At 52.6% G+C, this 18,955-nt stretch carries 18 protein-coding genes and 2 riboswitches; of the genes, 10 read left to right on the plus strand and 8 right to left on the minus strand.

Features of this window, described 5'->3' with window-relative positions; all coding sequences use genetic code 11:
* Positions 1-116 precede the first annotated feature (116 nt).
* Positions 117-752: a flavin reductase family protein gene (locus NY07_RS07920; protein WP_033538831.1), complete on the plus strand. Its 636-nt coding sequence runs from the start codon at positions 117-119 to the stop codon at positions 750-752.
* Between the two features lie 16 nt (positions 753-768).
* Here NY07_RS07920 and dauA read toward each other — a convergent pair whose 3' ends face one another.
* Positions 769-2,478, minus strand: coding sequence for a C4-dicarboxylic acid transporter DauA (dauA, locus tag NY07_RS07925; protein WP_327266734.1), 1,710 nt, complete (start codon positions 2,476-2,478; stop codon positions 769-771).
* Between the two features lie 410 nt (positions 2,479-2,888).
* A riboswitch (glycine riboswitch) is annotated at positions 2,889-2,998 on the plus strand.
* A gap of 8 nt (positions 2,999-3,006) precedes the next feature.
* Positions 3,007-3,128, plus strand: a riboswitch (glycine riboswitch).
* 217 nt (positions 3,129-3,345) lie between these two features.
* Here dauA and NY07_RS07935 point away from each other — a divergent pair.
* Complete coding sequence (locus tag NY07_RS07935; protein ID WP_033538811.1) at positions 3,346-4,719, plus strand: alanine/glycine:cation symporter family protein; 1,374 nt, start codon at positions 3,346-3,348, stop codon at positions 4,717-4,719.
* 342 nt (positions 4,720-5,061) lie between these two features.
* Here NY07_RS07935 and NY07_RS07940 read toward each other — a convergent pair whose 3' ends face one another.
* Positions 5,062-5,748, minus strand: coding sequence for a hypothetical protein (locus tag NY07_RS07940; protein ID WP_033538812.1), 687 nt, complete (start codon positions 5,746-5,748; stop codon positions 5,062-5,064).
* A 236-nt stretch (positions 5,749-5,984) separates the two neighbouring features.
* On the opposite strand from NY07_RS07940, the gene NY07_RS19165 reads away from it, so the two are divergent.
* From NY07_RS19165 to NY07_RS07955, 3 genes are all read left to right on the plus strand, one after another.
* Positions 5,985-6,464 carry a hypothetical protein gene (locus tag NY07_RS19165; RefSeq protein WP_033538813.1) on the plus strand — a complete coding sequence of 160 codons (480 nt, stop codon included), beginning with the start codon at positions 5,985-5,987 and terminating at the stop codon, positions 6,462-6,464.
* Between the two features lie 153 nt (positions 6,465-6,617).
* Complete coding sequence (locus tag NY07_RS07950) at positions 6,618-8,210, plus strand: bacteriohemerythrin (protein WP_033538814.1); 1,593 nt, start codon at positions 6,618-6,620, stop codon at positions 8,208-8,210.
* Positions 8,211-8,268: 58 nt separating this feature from the next.
* Complete coding sequence (locus NY07_RS07955; protein ID WP_033538815.1) at positions 8,269-8,523, plus strand: DUF2999 family protein; 255 nt, start codon at positions 8,269-8,271, stop codon at positions 8,521-8,523.
* Between the two features lie 68 nt (positions 8,524-8,591).
* On the opposite strand, the gene NY07_RS07960 is transcribed toward NY07_RS07955, so the two are convergent.
* On the minus strand, positions 8,592-10,619 hold the full coding sequence (locus NY07_RS07960) for a S9 family peptidase (RefSeq protein ID WP_033538816.1): 2,028 nt from the start codon (positions 10,617-10,619) through the stop codon (positions 8,592-8,594).
* Between the two features lie 355 nt (positions 10,620-10,974).
* On the opposite strand from NY07_RS07960, the gene NY07_RS07965 reads away from it, so the two are divergent.
* The 5 genes from NY07_RS07965 (at position 10,975) to NY07_RS07985 (ending at position 14,719) form a co-directional block, all read left to right on the plus strand.
* Positions 10,975-11,292 (plus strand): ArsR/SmtB family transcription factor, encoded by a 318-nt coding sequence (locus tag NY07_RS07965; protein ID WP_033538832.1) that lies wholly within the window; start codon positions 10,975-10,977, stop codon positions 11,290-11,292.
* A 63-nt stretch (positions 11,293-11,355) separates the two neighbouring features.
* Positions 11,356-11,601: a thioredoxin family protein gene (locus tag NY07_RS07970; protein WP_033538817.1), complete on the plus strand. Its 246-nt coding sequence runs from the start codon at positions 11,356-11,358 to the stop codon at positions 11,599-11,601.
* A gap of 95 nt (positions 11,602-11,696) precedes the next feature.
* The gene (locus NY07_RS07975) at positions 11,697-12,692 is read left to right on the plus strand and encodes a permease (RefSeq protein WP_033538818.1); all 996 of its coding nucleotides are present in this window, start codon (positions 11,697-11,699) and stop codon (positions 12,690-12,692) included.
* Between the two features lie 97 nt (positions 12,693-12,789).
* On the plus strand, positions 12,790-13,401 hold the full coding sequence (locus NY07_RS07980) for an excalibur calcium-binding domain-containing protein (protein WP_033538819.1): 612 nt from the start codon (positions 12,790-12,792) through the stop codon (positions 13,399-13,401).
* Between the two features lie 46 nt (positions 13,402-13,447).
* Positions 13,448-14,719 (plus strand): hypothetical protein, encoded by a 1,272-nt coding sequence (locus NY07_RS07985; RefSeq protein ID WP_033538820.1) that lies wholly within the window; start codon positions 13,448-13,450, stop codon positions 14,717-14,719.
* 56 nt (positions 14,720-14,775) lie between these two features.
* Here NY07_RS07985 and NY07_RS07990 read toward each other — a convergent pair whose 3' ends face one another.
* From NY07_RS07990 to NY07_RS19530, 5 genes are all read right to left on the minus strand, one after another.
* Complete coding sequence (locus tag NY07_RS07990; RefSeq protein ID WP_033538821.1) at positions 14,776-15,471, minus strand: hypothetical protein; 696 nt, start codon at positions 15,469-15,471, stop codon at positions 14,776-14,778.
* 134 nt (positions 15,472-15,605) lie between these two features.
* Positions 15,606-16,772 (minus strand): BamA/TamA family outer membrane protein, encoded by a 1,167-nt coding sequence (locus NY07_RS07995; RefSeq protein WP_033538822.1) that lies wholly within the window; start codon positions 16,770-16,772, stop codon positions 15,606-15,608.
* A 291-nt stretch (positions 16,773-17,063) separates the two neighbouring features.
* Complete coding sequence (locus NY07_RS08000) at positions 17,064-17,468, minus strand: hypothetical protein (protein WP_033538823.1); 405 nt, start codon at positions 17,466-17,468, stop codon at positions 17,064-17,066.
* A gap of 94 nt (positions 17,469-17,562) precedes the next feature.
* Positions 17,563-18,606 (minus strand): SEL1-like repeat protein, encoded by a 1,044-nt coding sequence (locus tag NY07_RS08005; protein WP_052125560.1) that lies wholly within the window; start codon positions 18,604-18,606, stop codon positions 17,563-17,565.
* A gap of 74 nt (positions 18,607-18,680) precedes the next feature.
* Positions 18,681-18,955: hypothetical protein (locus NY07_RS19530; protein WP_033538824.1), on the minus strand; the 275-nt coding region annotated here is incomplete at its 5' end.

Genomic DNA, 18,955 nt, shown 5'->3' on the forward strand with positions numbered 1-18,955 from the left:
ATATCGGGGATTTTTTAGACTAATCAAAAACTCAGTCCATGACCAGAGAGTTGTTTTTCAAGGTTAAGGAGCGTTAAATAGCCCTATCGATGGCAGTCTTGGTAAAGGACAATAAGATGGATACACAAGCACGTTATTACTATGAACCCAGTAAAGGACATGGTTTAGCGCACGACCCGCTCAACGCCATCATAGGGCCAAGACCCATAGGCTGGATCGCCACGCGCAGCCAGGACGGTAAACGTAATTTAGCCCCCTATAGCTTCTTCAACTGCTTTAACTACCATCCCCCCATCATAGGCTTTGCCAGCGTGAGTTACAAAGACAGCCTGGCCAACATATTGACCACGGGCGAATTTGTCTGGAACCTGGCGACCCGGCCACTGGCCGAGAAGATGAATCTCACCTCCGCAGCCCTAGCACCAGATAGCGATGAGTTTGAATTTGCCGGGCTCACGCCAGTGCCGGGCAATCTGGTGGGCGCCGACCGAGTGGCCGAAAGCCCGGTGAATTTCGAGTGTAAATTATCGCAGTCTTTGCAGCTGCAATCGGCCAGCGGCGAAAAAATTGAAACCTGGCTGGTGCTGGGCGAAGTGGTCGCCGTGCATATCGATCGCCAACTGTTGGATGCCGATGGCACCTACCTGACCGCCAAGGCCGAGCCCATTCTCAGGGCGGGTGGGCCTTCGGCCTACTATGGCATCTCAGAGGCGCTGCGTTTCGACATGCAAAGGCCGCCAGCGCCTAAATAGCCAAATCCCAGCCCGCTTAGGCCTGCACCGTCATGCGCCGCGCCAGGGCAAAGCTGTCATCCATGGTGCGGGCATATTCTACCTGGCCGCGACGCTTACGGATCCCGGCGCGCCTGAGTTTCAGCAACATGCGCGGTTGCAGGTTATTGATAATTAACCCCACCTGTTTCGCCGCCAGTTCCTTGGCGATGGACTCCATGGCGACTATGGCGCTCATATCCAGCAGGGTCACTTCAGACATATCCAAAACTACCACCCGCACATCCGGGCGCACCAATGCGATAGTCTTAAGCGCCTTGTGGGCCGAGCCAAAAAACAGCGGCCCGTTGATGTCGTACACCACGACCCCCTCTGGCACCTTATAGGCCTGATGATTGGTCTCTATCGCCCTGGTGTCGGTCAAACTGATACTGCGGCGAATAAACAACATGGCTGCCAGCCCCATGCCCACCGCCACGGCAATCGTCATGTCAAACAGCACGGTAAGCGCGAAACAGAGCACTAAGATCAGCACATCATCCCTCGGCGCCACCTTGATTGTTCGCACAAAATGCTTCGCCTCACTCATGTTCCAGGCCACCACCAGTAGCAGCGCGGCCATAGACGCCATGGGAATATAAGAGAGCAGCGGCGCCAGCAGTAATATTCCCGCCAATATAAACAGACCATGCACCACTGAGGCCAGCGGCATGCTGCCCCCCGCCTTGACGTTGGCGGCGGTGCGGGCAATCGCCGCCGTTGCCGGAATACCACCAAACAGAGGCACCAGCATGTTCCCCAACCCCTGACCGATCAGCTCGTCATTGGGGTTATGTTTCTTGCCCGACATGCCATCGGCCACCACGGCGCACAACAAAGATTCCAGCGCCCCCAGAATGGCGATGGTAATGGCTGACGGCAGCAGCTCACGCACCAACTCGAAACTTATGCCTATGGGCTGGCCATCGGCGCCCGGCAGATTCCAGGGCCAGTCGAAGCTCGGCATGATGGGCGGAATACCGCTGCCCAGCACACCATCTAGCTCATAGTGAAAGCGACTGCCTATGGTTGCCACAGAAAAGCCCTCAACAGACAGTGTCATCACCCAGGCGATTAAGGCGCCCACTAACAGCGCGGCCAGGTGCGCCGGCACCTTAGATTTCAATCTTGGCCAAGTTAGCAGCACGGCCAGGGTCAGGGCGCCAATCAGGGTTTCCTGCCAGGCAATGCTGCCCAGCGCCTGAGCGATATAGGAGAGTTTCTCAAGGTAATGCTCGCCGCCCGCGGCGACATCTAGGCCGAAGAAGTCTTTGATCTGAAAGGTAGCGATCACCACGCCAATCCCGGCGGTAAAGCCAACGGTAACTGGGTAAGGCACTATCTCAATCAATCGCCCCAGCTTACCCAGGCCCATCAGCAGCAAAATCACGCCAGCCATCAGACCGCTAAGCAACAGCCCCCCCAAACCATACTGCTGCACGATTGGCAGTAAAATCACCACAAAGGCCGCCGTGGGCCCGGAGATGTTAACCTTAGAGCCGCCGCAAATGGCGATCACTATGCCGGCGATCATCGCCGTATAGAGGCCATGTTGTGGCGGCACGCCGCTGGCAATCGCCAGTGCCATAGAGAGTGGTAGGGCGATCACCCCGACGGTCAAACCCGCCAGGATATTGGTCTGTATCTCCTGCAAAGAGGGTTTAGCGCTAATGCTTTTTCTAACTGCTGATAACATGTTGATCCCGATGAAATGATGCTAGCTGCCGCGACACAATGGCGAACATCGAGTGTAACGAGTCGAGATCAAGGCTTGTCTGCACTTGGCAAAAAATGGCAAGTCGTGAGGTGACGATACACCTGAAGTTTCTGTGAGCGTAGAGGCTGGACAGCTAAGCAAAGAATGCCTGCATAACCACAATGCGGTTAAGGCCTTTTATTCTAAACCCTAGAAGGGCGCTATGGTAAGGGGCTGGGCGAAAAAAATCTTAAGCCTTTGGTCTAAAGCAGCCGTCAATGCTCCCTCCAGTATGATCGCTATCTCACTCATGCTTTCGCCCTCTCCTCCCCTTAAAAATGTGACGTAGATCCCTTGAGATACGGCGGTGTTTAGCGCATTCTATACGGCCCCGGGGGCTGCAGCCCCCGGATTCCGTTCGGATGAAGGTAGCAGGAGAGTGGGGAGTTAACCCCACACCGACGAGGCAACTTTTTCGCCAGGCGTTATCGGCGATAAAGCACTCTTTCAGGTGCCATGATGATGGCGTGGACTGTTACTGGACGAGCCTCTGGAGAGACTGTGAGCTAAGGATGATCCCTGAGTATCACGGCGCCGAAGGCGAAAGTGTAGCCCCCAAGGCGCTACGCGAAACGCTCAGGCAAAAGGACAGAGGAGAGGATGACTGTAGCGGTTATAGCCCCGGCTATATTCAGTCACTGTCGTTTGTTACTTTTGGCCTGTTAGTGCACGCCACCCTTAAGGCGTGTCACAGTGAATACCTGTCACTGCTAATTAAGTGTCACAAAGCCACAAACGCCAGTCTCCAAACAGACATTTCTTTTCCTCCTCCATATTAGGGGGTCTACGGACCCTAGAGTTTAATATTCGAGGAACACCATGAATTTTCACGCGTTACTAAGCGAGATCAACGCCATCGTCTGGGGCCCTATCACCCTCTGCTTGTTGGTGGGAACAGGTCTCTATCTCACCCTGCGTCTGCGGCTAATACAGATCTTTAAGCTCCCCCTGGCGCTCAGATTGCTGTTTAAGCCTGCCAGTGGCAAGGGCGATCTCTCCTCCTTCGCCGCCCTGTGTACTGCACTGTCTGCCACCATAGGCACGGGCAATATCGTTGGTGTGGCCACCGCCATTAAGATTGGTGGTCCGGGCGCTCTCTTCTGGATGTGGTTGGCGGCCTTCTTCGGCATGGCCACCAAGTATGCCGAATGCATGTTGGCACTCAAGTATCGCACCACAGACGCGCGCGGCAATATTGCCGGTGGCCCCATGTACTACATAGAGCGCGGATTAGGGCTTAGCTGGCTGGCCAAACTGTTCGCCTTATTTGGTGTCGGCGTCGCCTTCTTCGGCATTGGCACCTTTGCTCAGGTCAACGCCATCAGCGATGCCATGACCATCGCCTTCCATGTGCCCACCTGGGTCACCGCTATCATCCTTACGCTACTCGTGGCCGCGGTCACCCTGGGCGGCGTTAAGCGGATCGCCAATGTGGCGCAAAAGTTGGTGCCTAGCATGGCACTGGGGTACGTGCTGGCCTGTGTGTGGATCCTGTTTACCTTTAGCGATCAGATAGTCCCGGCATTACAACTTGTGGTGCAGTCGGCCTTCAGCCCCATCTCAGCCGCCGGTGGCTTTTTAGGGGCGACGGTTGCGCAGGCGATTCAGATAGGGATCGCCCGCGGCGTCTTCTCCAACGAGTCAGGCTTGGGGAGCGCCCCCATTGCCGCCGCTGCCGCCAAGACCAAGGAGCCGGTAGAACAGGGACTGGTCAGCATGACGGGCACCTTCTTCGACACCCTGATTATTTGTACCATGACGGGACTCGTGCTGATCATCACAGGCGTATGGAGCGGAGACACCGCGGGTGCCGCCATGACCAGCGCCGCGTTTGCCAGCGGCGGTTCGGCCATCGTCGGTCAGTATCTGGTGACCATCGCCCTGGTCTGCTTCGCCTTCACCACCATACTCGGCTGGCACTACTATGGTGAGCGCTGTTGGTACTATCTGACGGGGAAACGCTTAGGGGACAACGGCATTAAGATCTATCAGTTTATCTTTCTGAGTCTTATCGCCGGTGGCGCCTTTATTCAGCTGGATCTGATCTGGATGTTGGCCGATACGGTTAACGGCCTGATGGCGATCCCGAATCTCATCGCCCTGATCGGCCTGCGTAAGGTGATCATTGGCGACACCCTGGCCTACTTCGCGGCTAAACGCGCCAGCACGGCGCCGCAAGAACTCACAGCCTAAGGCCTATGCGATCGCCGACCGATCCCGGCGGCGATCACAACAAGTCACTAAAAGCTGATTGAGATCAAATACCCGACTATTTTAATCAAGTACTCTGTGGCCACTTAATCGAGATAACAGGAGTCATTATGAGTTGTTGTGGCGGATGCGGCGGTCAGGCCGAGAAACCTAAACAGGAAGAGACGAAACAAGAGAGTGGCACGCAGCAGGAGACGAACACGCAGCAAGCTAAGGATTAAGCACCATCTCACACACTCCCTACACCACTGCATCGAAAGCCGGCCTTCATCACCGGCTTTTATTTTTCCTATTCAGCATGAGCCTGAGTTATCAGCACCACCGCTAGCGTCTTAGCTTAAGATAGAGCTCGCCATCGCGGATCTGCAGATCATCAACGCCGTCGGCAAAAGTCGTCCAGAAACCACGGTCACCAAACTCCCCCACCAGATTGACGTTTTTCATGTTGCCGAGCCAGGCATTAGGGATCGGCACGCCCATCAGGCTAACCCCCACCAGCGCCACCACGGGGCGACGAGTGGCGTCCAAATGGATATCCAATCCCGCATTAACCCTTAAGATCTCACCCGCCATAATGGGAAAATCCTGCGGGATAGGCACTAAAATCTTGGCGCTGGCCAGGTTGTCGGAGAAGTCTATCGCTACCCGCTCGGCAAAGTCAGGATTACGGCCTATCATGGCATTGACCTCCTTCTCGCTGAAGGTCACCTGACGATCGGCGTCGCGCTCGCGATAGGGTTCGGGCTCTAGCTTATCGCCACCACGCTGCCCCTCGGTGTTGCGCTCTACCTGCCAGCCCAGCTGAGACAACTTGTTGTCCAGTCGCTGCTCCTCTTTGGCATTTAGGGTCACGGGCGTAAAAGGCGCCGGGAAAATGTAGGTGCGAATAATGAAAAAACTCGCCACAGCGGTCAGCACTATGGTCAGCAGCACGATCAAGAGGATCTGCACTGTGCTTGCCCCCTGTTGACGGCCCATTCCCTTAGCAGAGTTCAAATTGTTAGTTAACATCACGCCTTCCTTGCCTTTGCCAAATCGAGTCGGCAATTGCTTATAGAGTCTATATCTTGTTGGCTATGTTACTTGGCCAGCGAGCAGAAGAGAATATAGCCCTAGGTTAACCTCAGCCCCGGCTATGCGCCACCGTCATCTCACTGTTACCGTTAAATTATCCGCCGTTGAGCTAGGCATTGGTCTGCTTTCTGTTACAGTATTCCTTGTCAATTTCGAATATGAGGAATTAATCTGTGGGTATCATTACCAAAATCTCGCTTCCCCTAATCGCCGCATTCGCCTTAACCGCCTGCGATCAAGAACAGCAATCCACGCCTGAACAAACAAAAGCCCCAGCGGAACAAGCAAAAGCCCCAGTAGAACAAGTGGCTCCTAAGGCCGAACGTCCCAGCGCCGATGAACTCGCCGCAGTTCCTAATGGCCTCTCAGTCGAGCAACCCCATTCACCGGATAAGGGCATCAATATGACACAAGGCACGGTTAGATATTTCAATCTTGAAGGCGGTTTTTGGGGCATTATCACAGACGATGGCCGCCAGATCCTGCCGCAGAACCTAGCACAGGAATACCGTAAAGATGGCCTGAGACTGAGTTTTAAGGCCCAAGAGGTTAAAGATATGATGACGATTCAGCAATGGGGCGTACTCTCTACCCTCAGCGATATCGAAATCATTGGCCAAGTCGAGAGCAAATCCAGCGATCCACTCCTCTAAAGCTGACAGGGGCAGATAGCCCCCTTAGGCTTGTCTCGCAAACCGCCTGACTGCTATCAACTCGCAGTCCGGCGGTTGAATCATTCGCAATAGTACCCATTTGGTAAATTTAGACTAAATTTTAAGGAGTCCCACCCAACATAAGGTTTCGGAATGATTGATAAAATGGCGAAAAGGATCGCTTCGCTGACAGCCTTTCAATGGAGTCTGCTGCTCGGCGTTCCCCTACTACCGATAGCTTATCTCCTCCTGCAACAAGGCCAATGGCCCTGGTTATTATTACTACTGGTTTACTTTCTGCTTATTCTCTCTGTGCAAGTGTCGATGCGTAACATGTTAAACACACTGCGCAACGCCGCAATTCAGCTTTCTGAGGGCGATCTTCGCGTCCGCTTAGAGACTCAAACCGCCATTGGTGGGCCGCTGTTCAAGGCCTTCAATCAGATAGGCGAAGACCTCTCTCGCACCCTGTTTTCCCTCAATAAGTCGACCCTGAAACTGGTCAATGTGGCCGATACGGTACAGACAGATTCAGAGACCTCGAAAGGCGGCGCGATACGGCAAAAGGCCGATGTTTTGGAGGCCAAGCAGATCGTCGCTCGCTTATTTGAAACCACAGCCGAGGTCTCTAGCTTTTGTGAGTCCACCTCGCAGCTCGCCAGCGAGTCGAAACTTCAGGCCGATAGAGGCAAGAAAGAGATGCGCTCCCTTGAGCTGGCGCTGGAAGAGGTGGGCGAACAGTTTGCCGCCTCAGATGAAAACTTCGAGCTGCTGAAGCAGGAGAGTCTGCAAATTGGTCAGGTGATAGAAACCATCAGCAGCATCGCCGAGCAGACCAATCTGCTAGCCCTCAACGCCGCTATCGAGAGTGCCCGGGCAGGCGAATTGGGTCGAGGCTTCGCCGTGGTGGCCGACGAGGTGCGATCTTTGGCACAGCGTACCCAGGAAGCCACAGAAGATATCAGCAACAAGATAGCTAACCTGCAAACTCAGATCAGTAGCGCCATTACCACCATGCAGAAAAATCGCCAGAGCGTGCAGCACTCGCAATCTGTCGCCGAAGAGGCTGAAAGCCACTTCGAACAACTCGTGGCACAAATTGAAAGCATAGACACACTAGGCCATCAGATCGCCGAGGCTTCGCAACAACAGGTTGAACAGACTCAATTGCTGGATACCTGTCTGGTGGAAGTGGATAAGGTGTCAGATGAGAATGTTAAAGCAACTCAGGAAACCCTACTGGCCAGTATCACAGTGCGAAATCTGGCGGGCGAAATCGACTCACTACTGCATCGTTTTGCCACCGACAGCGAACAGATAGCCCGCGAAGATAAGCGCCGCGAGAAACTGATCGAATGGAGCGACGCACTGGATCTTAATCTGGCCGAGATCAATCGCCAGCACCAAACCTTGATACACCTGATCAACGAACTCTATTACCTACTCCATCACAACTATGGCCTGGCTTCTATCAAGCGGGTGGTACAGGGGCTGATCGATTACACCGCCAACCACTTTAAGTATGAGGAGACGCTGTTTGAACAATTCGGCTATCCCCAGGACAAGCAACATACCGACTTCCACCACCAACTGGTAGGCAAGGTGCTGGCGTTTCAACGCCGGGTCGAACAGGGGGAAGATATTGGTGATGAGTTGATGGCGTTTCTGAAAAACTGGCTTAGCCAGCATATCCAAAAGGAAGACAAGGCTTTTGTCGCCTGCTTTAAAGAGAATGGCTTGAGCTAGTCGCAGAGGATGCTAAACTTGCGGCCTGTTTTACTTTTAACCAAGATAAGGTAATGCAATGAATCCCATTATTGCGATCTTAAAAGAACACAATGTCAGCGACACTCAGATCCAGGAGCTGTTTCAGGCCCTGACCGAAAACCCATTGATGGCGATGGGTACCATTGGCCAGCTGGGCATCGCCCCTGAAAAACTGCAACAGCTTATGGCGCTGGTAATGCAAAACCCGGCCCTTATCAAAGAAGCCGTGACCGAGCTGGGATTAGATTTCGCCAAGGTAGAGGCGGCCAAGGCCCAGCTACAGCAACCTTAATCAAGCCTGATGAGTGAAAAAAAGGCTGCCCTGAATAAATCGGGGCAGCCTTTTTTATTACAAACGGATTATTTTCCGCCCGGCTCGGCGAAGCGGGTCATCCAATCTTTCACTTGGTTATACCAGTAGATGGAGTTATTGGGTTTCATGATCCAGTGATTCTCGTCAGGGAAGTAGATCATGCGCGACTCCACACCACGGGTCTGCAGGGTTCTAAACAGCTCAAAGCCCTGTCCCACAGGCACGCGATAATCCAGCTGACCGTGGATCACTAGGGTTGGCGTATTGAAGTTGGCCGCGCCATAGTGAGGCGAGATAGACTGGTAGATCTCTGGGTTATCCCAGTAGTTGCCAAAGCGTGGACTATGCACAGAAAAATCGGCCGCCATCTGCGAATACATGTTGTATACGGCAGCGTGGATCAGCAGGGCGTTGAAGGGATGCTTCTGCCCCAGAATGATAGAGGTCAGGTAACCGCCGTAGCTGGCACCACCAGCCACCATGCGCTTATCGTCGATCCAGGATTGCTGCTTAAACCAATCGGCCGCCTTGAGTACATCTTCCAGTGACTTATTTTTCCAGTCTGGGTTGATGCTGTCGGCAAACTCCTGACCGAAGCTGCTAGAGCCATGGAAGTTAGGCCAGGCTGTCACATAGCCCCAAGAGGCAAAGGTCTGAGCGTTCCAGCGATAGTGGAAACCGTCAGAGATGGCGTTGTGTGGCCCGCCGTGCACCAGCATCATCAAAGGGTATTTCTTGCTGCGATCAAACCCTGGTGGGTAATGCACCCACATCTGGATCTCTTTGTCCTGATAGCCTTTGTAGGTCACTGACTCATAGGTACCTAAGTCTACCCCCGCAAGGATCTCGTCGTTAAAGCTGTCTAAACGCGTCATCTTGCCGTTTTTGGGATTGAGCTTCACCAGACGCGCCGGATACAGGAAGCTATCGTTGGCCACCACTAGCGTGCCGTCATTCGCCACAGCAGGCTGACCGAAGTTGGTCGCCTTGGTAATGGCCTTCACCTTACCGTTTTTAGCATTGATATGATAAAGGCGAACGGTGGCCGCGTCGTCGATGGCGCCGTAAAAGCCTTTACTGTCTGGCGTCCATACCCAGCGCGAAACCGAGCGATCCCACTCTTTGGCCAGCATCTTAGTGCTACGCTTGTTCAGATCAAACAGCATCAGCTTGGCGGTGTCGGCATAGAAACCCTGAATGTGCTGGCGGGTGAAGGCCAAGGTTTTTCCGTCAGGGCTGAACTTAGGGTTGCTGTCCGGAGCCAGATTGTCTGGGGTGATATTCTCAGCCTTGCCACTACCAATAGCCGCCAGGAAGATATCTATCTTAGGGTTAACCTGATCATCACTACCATTGGCGTTAAAGGCAATCCAGCTTTCATCCGGGCTGATATCATAGCTTCCCGCACTTTGGTATGAGCGCGGCAGCTCAATGTTTAGGGGCTGAGTAATCGCCTCCACATCACCGCCTTTAGCGGGAATACGGAACACATGAGCCTGACGGCCTTCATCAATCCAGTGATCGAAACTTGAATAGGGCAGCGCGTTCCACTGCTGAGCCGACACCTTGTCATCCTTATCGGCCTTGAGCTGCTCGCCTATCTCGGTCCAGTTCTTACCGGGATAAACCGAGCTAATGAAGTAGAGGTGCTCACCCACCCACTTAAGGCCGTAAACACCGCTCGGCACCTCACTCAAGCGCTGAGCTTCGCCCGGACCATCCATAGGCAATAGGTAGATCTGACCGGCTTCATCGTTATCACGCTTACTGATAAAGGCCAAAGTCTTGCTGTCTGGTGAGAATACCGGCTCGCTAACCCGCATCCCTTTAGCGGTCAGGGCGCGCTGCTGCTCGCCGTCTTTATCGAACAACCACAACTGAGTATTGCCCTTATCTTCTGGCACATCGTACTCAGTCACAGGGGCGATGATGTAATCGCCATTGGGGGAGATGCTAGGATTGCCAATACGGCTGAGCTGCCAGAGCACCTCCACCGACAGTGGCTTGCCCGTCTCGGCAAACACAGTTGTTACCGGCATCAAGATGCACAGTAACAGGGTGACTATTTTCTTCACGCGTCCTCTCCTTCAAGTTGTTTTTATTTTGATTTAGCCTAGATGATCGTGCCTTAAACTTAAACCAAACTTAACCCCACTACCTTAGCGCTATCGATAACAAAGCTGTAGCCCTTTTCGCCAGTGGCAATCTCCTTACCCCAGTCTCAAGAGAATAAGCACAACCTCTAAGAAAAAGCGCAATTTCAAATAGCGCAAAACAGGATTCACACCCAGTTCACAAAGGCATAAAAAGTGAAACACCCATCACGATTTAGCCCTAAGCCATTGATGAAAAACTATTCTCACAAAAAAACATTTGGCTATTATGCCAAATGAAGCCAACACATTTTTAAGGCGCGCGATGAATCCTAAGATGACGCAAACACAGCAAACCAGGCTCAATGCCCGCGCTGGCGTACTCAAGGCGCTGGCCCACCCTACTCGTCTCTGGCTAGTTGAACAGCTGGAACACCAGGAACGATGCGTCTGCGAGCTGACCGACGGGGTCGATGCCGACATCTCCACCGTCTCCAAGCATCTATCACAGCTCAAAAAAGCGGGGATCGTCACCAGTCGCCGTGAGGGCAAGCAAATCTACTACCGCCTGGAAACGCCTTGCCTGCTAAGCATGCTGAGCTGTATCGAGACCGCTCTTGATACGCAAACACCTGACAGCTGCTGCGGTAAGTAATAGTTCGTCATTGTTCAAGGGCGCCGGGCATGAAAATTCAATCCGTCAGATAAGGAAAAACAGATGAAGATAGAAGTATTAGGCAGTGGCTGTAAAAAGTGCACCAACCTGGCCAACGACATACAGAAGGTGGCCGATAGCTTAAAGATAGAGATGGAACTGGTAAAAGTTACCGATATGGTTGAGATTGCCGCCTATGGCGTGATGTCGACCCCGGCGATCGTGATCGACGGCAAGGTGGTGACCTCTGGCCATGTTCCATCGGAAGCTGAGTTAGCCCTGTTGCTAAATCAAGCCAATCAGGCGTAATTAATTCGCCCTGGCGCGATAGCTACTGCGCGATAGCTTGGACCCACCACCTAGGGTCCAAGAAGCGCATACCATACATTCACTAAGGAGTGTCTATGTTCGCCTGGTTTACACTACTCGCCGACGGCCTGGTGTATGGCCTCTTAGGCTTATCCAGTGATACCCGTTTGGGGCAGGCGCTGCACTTCTTTGTCGAAGACACCACTAAAATCTTCGCCCTGCTCATCTTGATGATCTATGGCATTGGCTGGCTGCGAGCCTCCCTCAATGTCGAGCGGGTAAGGGATTATCTGGCGGGCAAACCTAAGTTTCTCGGCTACGGAATGGGCGCAGGCTTTGGCGCCATCACGCCCTTCTGTTCCTGCTCCAGCATTCCCGTATTTCTCGGCTTTACCTCTGCAGGCATCCCGGTTGGGATCACCATGGCGTTTCTGCTCACCTCACCGCTGATCAACGAGGTTGCCATACTGCTGCTGTTTAGCCTGCTTGGCGCTAAGATCACCCTGCTCTACCTTCTTACCGGCATCACCATAGGCATGCTCGGCGGCGCCTTGCTGGACCTGTTACACGCCGAGCGCTGGTTGCAACCCCTTGCCGCCAACGCCTACAACCGTGGACAGGCGCAGCCACAACAAAGCGCCACCAGCAGCCAGCAACGCCAGTCCATGGACTGGCGCCAGCGTCACCAATTTGCCAAGGCGGAAACGCGGGATATCTTTAGCCGGGTGTGGAAATGGGTCATCATAGGTGTCGGTTTAGGCGCGGCGCTGCACGGCTTTGTTCCCGCCGGCTATCTAGAGGCCAATTTAGGCGACGGCCAATGGTGGTCAGTGCCTATTGCAGTGCTAATGGGGATCCCCCTCTACGCCAACGCCACAGGAGTAATCCCGGTACTGGAAAGCCTGCTGATACAAGGCGTTCCTCTGGGCACAACCTTGGCGTTTTGCATGAGTACCGTTGCCGCCAGCTTTCCCGAGTTTGTGATGCTCAAACAGGTAATGCAGTGGCGCCTGCTGGCCCTGCTGTTTGCTTTGCTTCTGGTCGCCTTTACCCTGATGGGCTGGGTGCTCAACCTAATCACCCTTAGCTGATGACAAAAGAGGTCGTTTCACGCTAGCATAAGCGCGGTGACTCCCCTTAGCCACTGAATAGACATACAAATAACACATATAAAGGACACTAGCCGCCATGGAAAGAGGCACCCTAGTTCGCTGGAACGACGACAAAGGCTTTGGCTTTATCAAGCCAAACACGCCCAATGCTCAAGACATATTTATCCATATCTCGGCCCTGAAACAGATGGCGAGAAAGCCTGTGGTGGGTGATGAAATCATCTACCAACGCCAGCAGCAAAGTGATGGCAAATTTAAAGCCGTTAAGGCGAGTATCGAAGGCGTCGCCGTAGTCTCTGGCGTAGTGTCAGGACGGGCTAACACTCCCAAACCAAAGCCCGCATCAAGTAGAGACCGTACGCCGTCGCCCCACTATTCTCATCGCCGCTCCAGCTCCTTGTTGCAGCGGGTGATCTTCATTGTCTTGCTGGTGAGTATCGGCAGCTTTGGCTTCAAACAATATCAGGCGCTTAATGCCACGCCAATCAACAGCTACGAGGAGCTTCCCGCCATAGAGGCTCAAGAGTGGCAACCAGTCACCCCCAAATTTCGCTGCGAGGCCGGCAAGACACATTGCAGCCAGATGCGCTCCTGCGAAGAGGCTACCTACTACAATCGCAACTGTCCCGGTACCCAAATGGATGGCGACGGCGATGGCATTCCCTGTGAACGACAGTGGTGTCGCTAAGGGATCACGCAGAACCTATTTAAATCAACAATGACAAGGAAGCTCCATGAAACAAGGATGTCTAATTATCGGCCTAGGTTTAGGCGCGATGGCGCTGAGTGCCAACGCCCAGCAATGTGACCTCAGCATCACAGGTACAGTGCCCGAAGGCATAAGCCTGGATAAGCTGGTCGTTTCCACCTATAACAAGGAACTGCCAGTCACCAGCCGCGACTATTCCTTCTGCGTCAGTAAGCAAGATCTCCAAGTTGTGGGACGTCACAGCCCCAACAACACGATCTACCTGAAGGATAAGAGCGGCGCCCTCCCCAGAGGCATCTATACCGCCGAGGTGTTCGTGCAAAGCAAGGCGATCAACTTAGGGGCGGCCTCTAGCCTGACCCAGCGGGCCTGCGACCTGCGCTGTGGCTACTATGCCAGCCAGAGAATCCAAACATCGACGGCGCTGCAACAACTGGCAACCCAGTACCAACAGCTGCCAGCCTCAGACCGCAAAGCCAAAGGCGACTTCATCAATAAACACAAGACGACGCTGGCCAGCCTCTACTTTGACGGCATGTCGCCCAAGTCCATAGCACCTATTGATACCTCAGATCTCTGGGTCGACCCCTATAGCGGCTCGGGTCTCTACTTCGATTCGCCCGAGAGCCTGCTAAGCAGCACCTATAGCGATTATGTCGGCACTAAGGCAAGGGAAGCCCGTAAAGACGATGCTGCCGTTGCCGAGGTAATGAAGCAACATAAGGCCTCGCTCGAAGGGCTCATGAAAGGTTTCGACAGCTGGCAGGCTCGCGTCGATGCCATTTTGGCAGTAACAGCTGACCTTAAGGCGAGCCAGCAACCGGCGGCTAGCAAGGTGGCGCAGATCTTCACCGACGCGGTCAAAGAGGCCGAGGCGACACTCAATCGTTACCTCTCCAACGACAACAAGACGCCCATCGCTTCCCTGACTCAGGCCAATAAGACATTCGATCTACTGCTGGCCGATTGGACGATTGCCGCCTACACCCACAGCAAAGATAAACAGGCTTTCGCGTCGCTGTTTAGCGAACGCTTTAAACAGCAACTGCCCATACAAGATCGCGAGTTAGATAAGGCGCTGAGCCGCTTGATCGACCTGCCCAATCATCTTGGCAAACTGTCCCTTAGCGATGGCTATCAACACATTCAGGTCGAATTTAACCATGCACTGCCGGACTCGCGCACACGCTATGACTTCAAAGATGCCCTGCATAGTGTCAGCTTTGTGTATGAAAAGGGCGCCTGGCGGCTCGATAGCGTCAGCCAGCTACCCATTGCCCGCTATGAAAATGGCTAAGCGTCAGGCAACTAAACTTGGCTGACATCAAATGATGTCATCATGAGGTGAGCGACTCACACCGAAGGGGTTGAGTCGCAAGTAGAACTGTAGTGATTAAGCTGGATAAGGCCTTGCAGCAAGATGCCATGATAGCGCGCCTTGATAAGCTGATAGTCCAGCTCTGGAGCGAAATAGTAGGTCACCTCTTCGGCCCCCGCCTGCTCCACCGGCACCAGCATCAGTTCCCCCCAAGGGGTCACCTCTACCGGCTGCGGCGCCTTAACATAGTATTGATAGCGCTCGGTCGCATCCGATGCCTGGCGGATCAAGGCAAACTGGCTCCGCCCCTGCATTAACAATCGGCGGATCTCTAGCGCCAGGGTATCCACATCACGCAGCGCCGTTTCATCGGAGCGATAGTGGGTCACCTCGCCGTCCAGATCCACCCTTGCGGCGCGGCCATTGTCACTAAAACGCACCTGCATGTCTCTGCTACGAAAACCGCTCACCTGCTGATGAAACGCCTGGGTGATCCACTCTTGAGTATCACGGGACCACGCCAGCTCTGCTCGCTGACGATAGCGAGTGCCTATGCCTAAGATGCTGGCCTCACTGTTAGAGGTCACCACGGCGCTTTGGCCCTGCCAATGCTCGGTGCGGCTCATAGTGCCTGTGTGTATGCCGCTAAGATAGATGTCATATTCTGAGCTGCGCGTGCACTCAAGCTTTTGCTCAAGTGCCTTTTGCTCAAGCGATCTGTCCTCACTCATCGGTGCGCCGCCAGAGGCGACCTCATTCGTACCAGCAAGCGCTAGCGGGCTCGCCGCAAAAACGGCGACTGCCAGGAGTGAGGATAGTGACCTTGGCCATTGCCAAGTCTTGGGCTCAGAACAATCAGGCATACTTAGAAGACTTCGTTCACATTAAGATAAAAATTGGTCTCATTTTCACCCACACCCACGTCAAAACGCAGGTTGATATTATCTTTAATCTTGAAGCGGAAACCTGCGCCGTAAGAGGTCAGCAGCTCATCGCTTAACTCGCTTACCTTATCGGCCACGCTCCCCACGCCGCCCCAGAACACCATGCCGTAACGCTGGAAGATAGGCAGGCGATACTCGACCTGGCCCATCATCATCTGCTTGTCGCGATAACGTCCCTTGATATAGCCGCGCATAGCACTGGAACCGCCAAGATCAGGCAACATGTTCCAAGGCACATCACCACTGGTAAAGTGGCCCTGTAGCTGCCAGGCAATAAGCCCTGGCATAGTGCTTAACAAAGCAGTGCTGCTGAGATCGATATAGTTGGCCAGTTCAAGATCATACTTGGCGAAGCTGTCGTACTCGCTGTTTTGATACAAGCCCGCATCGAGCTGGAACAACCAGCCCTTGGTGGCATTGAGGCGATAGTCGCGTGAATCATAGATGCTGGTCACCACCAGGCCCGAACTAAAGTTGTCCGGCAAAATGCCATCAGATGGCAGAGGAATATCCCCCTCTACCCGGGTGAACTTGTCGGCGCTGACATAGGTAAAGTCGGCGCCCACACCGATAAAATAGTTGTCGGCCACCTGGGTCATCCAGCGCGGCGTAAAGCTGTATAGCTGCTCATCAAACTCATGATGATTGCTGTCGATATTGCCATCGGCAATCCCGCGGCCATAGTAAACAGACGCCTCGTTATGTAGCTCCAGCCCCAGTAGTAATCGCTGCTTACCGCCGTTGAAGAAGGTCATATTTTCCACTTCAATGCCGTATGAGTTGTTCATCGACACAAAAGAGTTGAGCACCAGTGATGAAGGCTGCTCCTCGGGCGCCGCGCCCTCTGTCTTATACAGACCGACCATCAAGAGGCCCACGCCAAACTTCTTCTCGGGGGTGTAATAGGCGGTCGGCAGGTAACTCATATCTATGGGCTTGCTGTCATCAAACTCACCGTCGGCGCCAAACACGTCGAGGAGCTCATCGACCCAGGTGGGCTGCATATCTTTTGGGGTTTGAATCAAAGGTTCGACGGCCATGGCCATTTGAGAACAGGCCAGCAGGGATAAGCATAAAATCCGTTTCATAGAGACTCTAATGATTAGTAAAAAATAAGATGTAATCAGGCAAACAAGCGCTTTTAAAACTGTTACTCACGACGATGGCAACAACAGCGACGGCAAACCGAGCGGCATTTTAACACCCCTGCGGGTTTCAACAACGACTTTTTCGATTAACAAATGTTCAGTAAACGGGGAAACAGAGACACAGCAAAGCTGCTTAGGATAAGTGGTTGAACGAGCGGATTAAGATATTAATAGGGTGAGCGCGACAATAACCCGCTCACCCAACAGATGGCTAACACTCTAACCAAAAGATTAGCGCACCCAGCGCATCAATTGATTGGCGTCTTGCACTGCAAACTGACGTTTTACCAGCTTGCCCGAGCCATCAAATAACAGCAGTTCGGCGGACCCAGCACGGTACTTAGCGATCATATTATCGCCCTCTGGCGTGCCGACTCTGGCGAGTAAAAACAGCACATTGTCGCCTAAGTGACCTCGCGCTTCGTTCATCTGCTCGGTCTGACTATGGCTCACCGCCAAGTTAGGATCGTAAACAAATACCACAGCAGGCTTACCTGTCCCTATCTCTTCATGGGTCGCCTTAAACCCTTTTGGCATCATCGCCAGCAACAAACCGATCAGCGCGACGACTGCCAAGCTCACGCCAATGGCTACCCAAGGCCCTCGCTTCACGCCGTTTAATTGCTGATTATCCATGATGCTCACTCCCTTAATGACTATTCCAAACACGATATAGTCATCATGCTAACCCAATAAGCTGAGACAAATCTTAAAACCGGGTAGACAAATGCTATCTCATGCTGGCTAATTGCTCTTTCGCTTTAATATTTCCCTGCTCCGCAGACAAACCAAACCACTTTTTGGCTTCAACATAATCAATCGATACACCGGTACCATAAGCATACATGACTCCAATAAGGTACTGAGCTGTACTATGCCCTTGTTCCGCCGCAAGCAAAAAATAGCGCGCCGCTTCCTCATAATTTAACTGCCTACCGCTTCCCTGAAAGAAACAAAATGCAATTTTTAACTGCGCTTCAGCGTGGCCTTGTTCAGCAGCTAATTGAAACCAATCACAGGAGACTGTAGGGTCCTTTTTTACCACTTGACCGACTCTATAAACCTCACCCAGATAATATTGCGCCTCAACAAGTTGTTGTTCAGCAGCTAAGTTTAATAATCTCATAGACTCTTGATTATTTAACTCAACACCTTCACCTTTGGCATACAACAAAGCCATGCTGTATTGAGCATCGGGATTGTTAAGGTTCGCCGCCTTTGAAAAATACGTTACGGCAAGCGGCAGGTCTTTTGGTACATCAGTACCGTAATAATACATTGATGCCAGAGCATAACCTACCTCACCAGACCCGCCTTCCACCGCAAGCTGATACCATTTTATTTTCTCTTGTATATTTTTCTCGACGCCCAAACCTTTTGAATACATAGTTCCAACAACATCATATGCAGGTACAAATCCTTGTTCTGCGGTTTTGAGCAACCATTTAAACGCTAATTCATAATTAATGTCAGTGCCCAAACCAGCATAATAGGAAAGCCCCAAGTTAAATTGAGCCCGCACATTGCCAAGCTCTGCAGCCTGTTTATACAAGTTAAACGCTTTAGCGTGATCCTTATCGACAACAATACCTTCATCATAAAAGCTGGCTAAGTAGCTTATAGCATCAGGATCTCCGCCATGAGCCAAGGGCTCTATGATCGCAAATGCTGCCGCATAGTCACCATTTTCCATAGCTAACTCAGCGCGTTCGACACTGGCATAACAACCGAATGATGCAATGCTAAGTAAAATAAAAAAGATAGAGGCTTTCATCGCTTTTCCATATTCAAATTTTTACGCTTCCTGAGTTAACAAACTGCAGTAGAAACTCGCAATTCAATCCGTTTTTAATTCCCTATGATTGCCAACGGCAAAGCAAATAACATGACTAAGCTACTGGCCATAGAAATAGCAGCAGTTATTTTTGCGAGGATTGCCCAGTAAATTTTCCCCTGATAGAGACTTGCCGCCTTCCACACGCCAATGCATACAAACAGAATATAAACGGCATAGATCATGTTAAACATGAACAATGCATTGGCATCTTGTAGCGCTTTAATGACTACATTAAAAAGTATCCCGCCTAAGAAATAAGGTTCATCGCGGCTTTCCGGGGAAAGCC

The organism is Shewanella sp. ECSMB14101 (genome assembly GCF_000773485.1).
GTDB lineage: Bacteria > Pseudomonadota > Gammaproteobacteria > Enterobacterales > Shewanellaceae > Shewanella > Shewanella marisflavi.

Bases quoted from the DNA above. Each gene is read 5' to 3' on its own strand.
- NY07_RS07975 (WP_033538818.1), top strand. From the start codon at position 11,697: ATGTTCGCCTGGTTTACACTACTCGCCGACGGCCTGGTGTATGGCCTC.
- NY07_RS07940 (WP_033538812.1), bottom strand. From the start codon at position 5,748: ATGTTAACTAACAATTTGAACTCTGCTAAGGGAATGGGCCGTCAACAG.
- NY07_RS07970 (WP_033538817.1), top strand. From the start codon at position 11,356: ATGAAGATAGAAGTATTAGGCAGTGGCTGTAAAAAGTGCACCAACCTG.
- NY07_RS07990 (WP_033538821.1), bottom strand. From the start codon at position 15,471: ATGAGTGAGGACAGATCGCTTGAGCAAAAGGCACTTGAGCAAAAGCTT.
- NY07_RS07950 (WP_033538814.1), top strand. From the start codon at position 6,618: ATGATTGATAAAATGGCGAAAAGGATCGCTTCGCTGACAGCCTTTCAA.
- NY07_RS08000 (WP_033538823.1), bottom strand. From the start codon at position 17,468: ATGGATAATCAGCAATTAAACGGCGTGAAGCGAGGGCCTTGGGTAGCC.
- NY07_RS08005 (WP_052125560.1), bottom strand. From the start codon at position 18,606: ATGAAAGCCTCTATCTTTTTTATTTTACTTAGCATTGCATCATTCGGT.
- NY07_RS07965 (WP_033538832.1), top strand. From the start codon at position 10,975: ATGACGCAAACACAGCAAACCAGGCTCAATGCCCGCGCTGGCGTACTC.
- NY07_RS07955 (WP_033538815.1), top strand. From the start codon at position 8,269: ATGAATCCCATTATTGCGATCTTAAAAGAACACAATGTCAGCGACACT.
- NY07_RS07995 (WP_033538822.1), bottom strand. From the start codon at position 16,772: ATGAAACGGATTTTATGCTTATCCCTGCTGGCCTGTTCTCAAATGGCC.
- NY07_RS07985 (WP_033538820.1), top strand. From the start codon at position 13,448: ATGAAACAAGGATGTCTAATTATCGGCCTAGGTTTAGGCGCGATGGCG.
- NY07_RS07980 (WP_033538819.1), top strand. From the start codon at position 12,790: ATGGAAAGAGGCACCCTAGTTCGCTGGAACGACGACAAAGGCTTTGGC.
- NY07_RS07920 (WP_033538831.1), top strand. From the start codon at position 117: ATGGATACACAAGCACGTTATTACTATGAACCCAGTAAAGGACATGGT.
- NY07_RS07935 (WP_033538811.1), top strand. From the start codon at position 3,346: ATGAATTTTCACGCGTTACTAAGCGAGATCAACGCCATCGTCTGGGGC.